Annotated in this window: 2 protein-coding genes and 1 pseudogene; all 3 read left to right on the top strand. The window is 62.4% G+C overall.

Features of this window, described 5'->3' with window-relative positions; translation table 11 throughout:
• Positions 1–201 precede the first annotated feature (201 nt).
• Positions 202–789 (top strand): annotated as a pseudogene (locus VIW95_RS13505) (DUF507 family protein).
• A 247-nt stretch (positions 790–1036) separates the two neighbouring features.
• Positions 1037–1357 carry an iron donor protein CyaY gene (cyaY, locus tag VIW95_RS13500; protein ID WP_331587360.1) on the top strand — a complete coding sequence of 107 codons (321 nt, stop codon included), beginning with the start codon at positions 1037–1039 and terminating at the stop codon, positions 1355–1357.
• Between the two features lie 7 nt (positions 1358–1364).
• Positions 1365–2522 carry an NAD(P)/FAD-dependent oxidoreductase gene (locus tag VIW95_RS13495; protein ID WP_331587358.1) on the top strand — a complete coding sequence of 386 codons (1158 nt, stop codon included), beginning with the start codon at positions 1365–1367 and terminating at the stop codon, positions 2520–2522.
• The last annotated feature ends 37 nt before the right edge of the window (positions 2523–2559 follow it).

Raw genomic sequence — 2559 nt, 5'->3', positions numbered from 1 at the left:
GCTCGCCAAGGGCGGCTTCCGGTTGACGCGATGCGTCCCCGCCGGTCGCATCGATGTGATCGAAGCGACCGCCGCGTAGTCCTTCCCACTTCCGGTTCCCCTTCCCCCTCGGGAAGGGGTTAGGGGTTAGGTTCCTCGGCGTGAATCGACGCCGTATTGTCTCGGGATCGTAGCGCCAACGGCGCGCTCGCTTTTGACAAGATGCACTCGATCCCGGCAAGCTATGATCGTATGGCGATGCGGGAGGCTCAGATCGATGCACTTGCGACTCATCTCGTGCAGGGGCTGATCGATCGCGGCGTGATAAAACCCAAGGCCGACGTCAAGGAACTGGTCGCGTGCGTGACCGAGTTGATGTCGGAGAATTTCGAGACCGAAGCGCAGATCGACGAAGAGGCCGACAAAATGGCGGAGGCCGAAGCGCGCCGCGACACTCGCCTCGACGTCACGCGGCTGCGCAGTCTGATTCGCCAGCGGCTGGCCGAGAAGAAAAACTTCACGCTGTAATCGATGAAGCTCACCGAAGCCCGAGTCCTGTTCCTGGCGCGCGAGTCGCTGGCAAAATTGCGCGACGAGGGCCTGGCCGAAATCGCCAACTTTCCGCTCGCTCTGCGGCAAGCGCGCGAAATCGTAGCTCAGTTCAACGAGCAGGGCGACGAGATCGATGCGATCGTGCGGCGCAAGATCAATTCGATCAAACGCGGCATCGCCGAAGGCTCCAACGAATGGACCCTACTGTACAAACGCTACCGCGACGAAGAGATGAGGAAGAAGGGTCCGCAGCGGTGAGCGCTGTCCTCCGAAGCGCGGCGAAGGATTCCGGTTCTTTGCCTCTCTCTATCAGGGAGAGGCCGACGCGAGACCTTGAGTGTCGGGTGAGGGTCCAAATTCCTGGTTCCGGAAAGTCGCGGAAGGACATCCTTATATGCGGACCCTCACCCGCCCCACGCGGACGCGCGGCGGCCTCTCCCTGATAGAGGCTAGGATTCGGAGTCCTGCTTACTGCATCGCGTCAGCGCTTTGATACACTCTTCACATGGACGACAACGAATTTCGCGAACGCTCTGACATCGCGCTCACCAAAGTCGCGAAATGGCTCGAGGACCTCGACCCCGACGAAGTGGACTACACCACCGCCGATGGCGTCGTGACGATTGAATTCGCGGGCGGCGCGAAGTTCATCCTGTCGCGGCAATCGCAGATGAAGCAGATGTGGCTGGCGGCCGGCTCGCACGGATTCCATTACATCTGGGACCCGGCGCGCAGCCTGTGGCTCGACGATAAGGACGGTCACGAATTGTTTCTACGCCTGGCTGAGACGATCTCCGAGCAACTAGGCCATCCCGTCGAGTTTTAAGAAGCGAGTGAAGCTCGACGCCGACGTAATCGTAATAGGAGCGGGACCGGCGGGATGCGCGGCGGCAATCAGACTCGTCGCCGCCGGCTACGACGTGCTCGCAGTCGAGCGCAAGGAACGCGAAGACGGCGAGGACCTCACCTCCGGCGAGGTGATGGTCGTTCCGACGCAGAAGGAGTGCGCGCAGTTGGGCGTCAAGTTCGAAGGCGACTGGGTGCTGGACCGAATCACCGGCTTCCGCAACGTCTATCCCGATCTCTCCTGGACCTACCATCCGATTCCAAACCCAATCTTTCCCGTGCAGGTTGACCGCGGCGGATTCAATGCAGCGTTGCGCCGCAGACTGGTCGAGGCGGGCGGACGCATCGTCTGGAACGCACGAGTCACCGACCTGGAAGTTCGCGGCGATGCCGCAATCGCGATCACGGCCGATTTCAACCGCTATTCGGCGCGGATGCTGATCGACGCGGGCGGCCGTTACGCGCCTTCGCTGCGCGCCCTGAATCTCAAGTCCGAGGATCCCGAGTTTTCGCAAATCGGCGTCGCCGTCTTCTTCAATTCGTTCGATGGCACTCCGCTGAACACCTGGGATCGCCATCTCTACGGCGTGCGCGGCGCGATGATCAGTGGCTCGCGGATTCGGCCGGGACTTTACCGATACATCCTCGAAGCGGACCTGGCCGCGAAACAGACCGAACGCCTCGGCGCGATCGAATTTTACGAATCAGTCGCGCGCAATCACGATCGATGGCTCTACGAGCGCATCATGAGGGAACCCCGAGTCGGCCGGCAATGGATGATGGCGCCGCTGGGATACCGCGTCAGCGCAGTCGCGCGAGACCGCCTCCTGCTGGTGGGAGACGCGGCGGGATACCTGTCGCCAATAACAGGGCAGGGCAACGAGTTCGCGCTGCGAACCGGACGGCTGGCAGCGGCGGCCGCGGAGAGCGCGCTGCGCGACGGCGATCTGTCCGCGGGCGCATTCGCGTCATACGTCGAAGGCCGCAGGCGCGAAGTCGAGCGCCAGGTCGACTACGTCAGAGCCGAGTTGCGAATCCTGCGCGATCGCGACGCACTGCTAAGAGCCTCGCGCGACAACGCGTACCGAGCGTCAGTATTCGGTCCGTATGGAATCCCGGCAACAGAGCGGGGTTCGCTGGTCTAAGGACATCCCCTTGATAGTGGGGCGGGCCGCCGTGCCC

Source organism: Binatus sp. (SeqCode), assembly GCF_036522015.1.
Classification (GTDB): Bacteria; Desulfobacterota; Binatia; order Binatales; family Binataceae; genus Binatus.
This window is presented reverse-complemented; position numbering and strand designations above follow the sequence as displayed.

What these genes read in the sequence shown, in the direction of transcription:
- cyaY (WP_331587360.1), top strand. Translation starts at nt 1,037, where the DNA reads ATGGACGACAACGAATTTCGCGAACGCTCTGACATCGCGCTCACCAAA.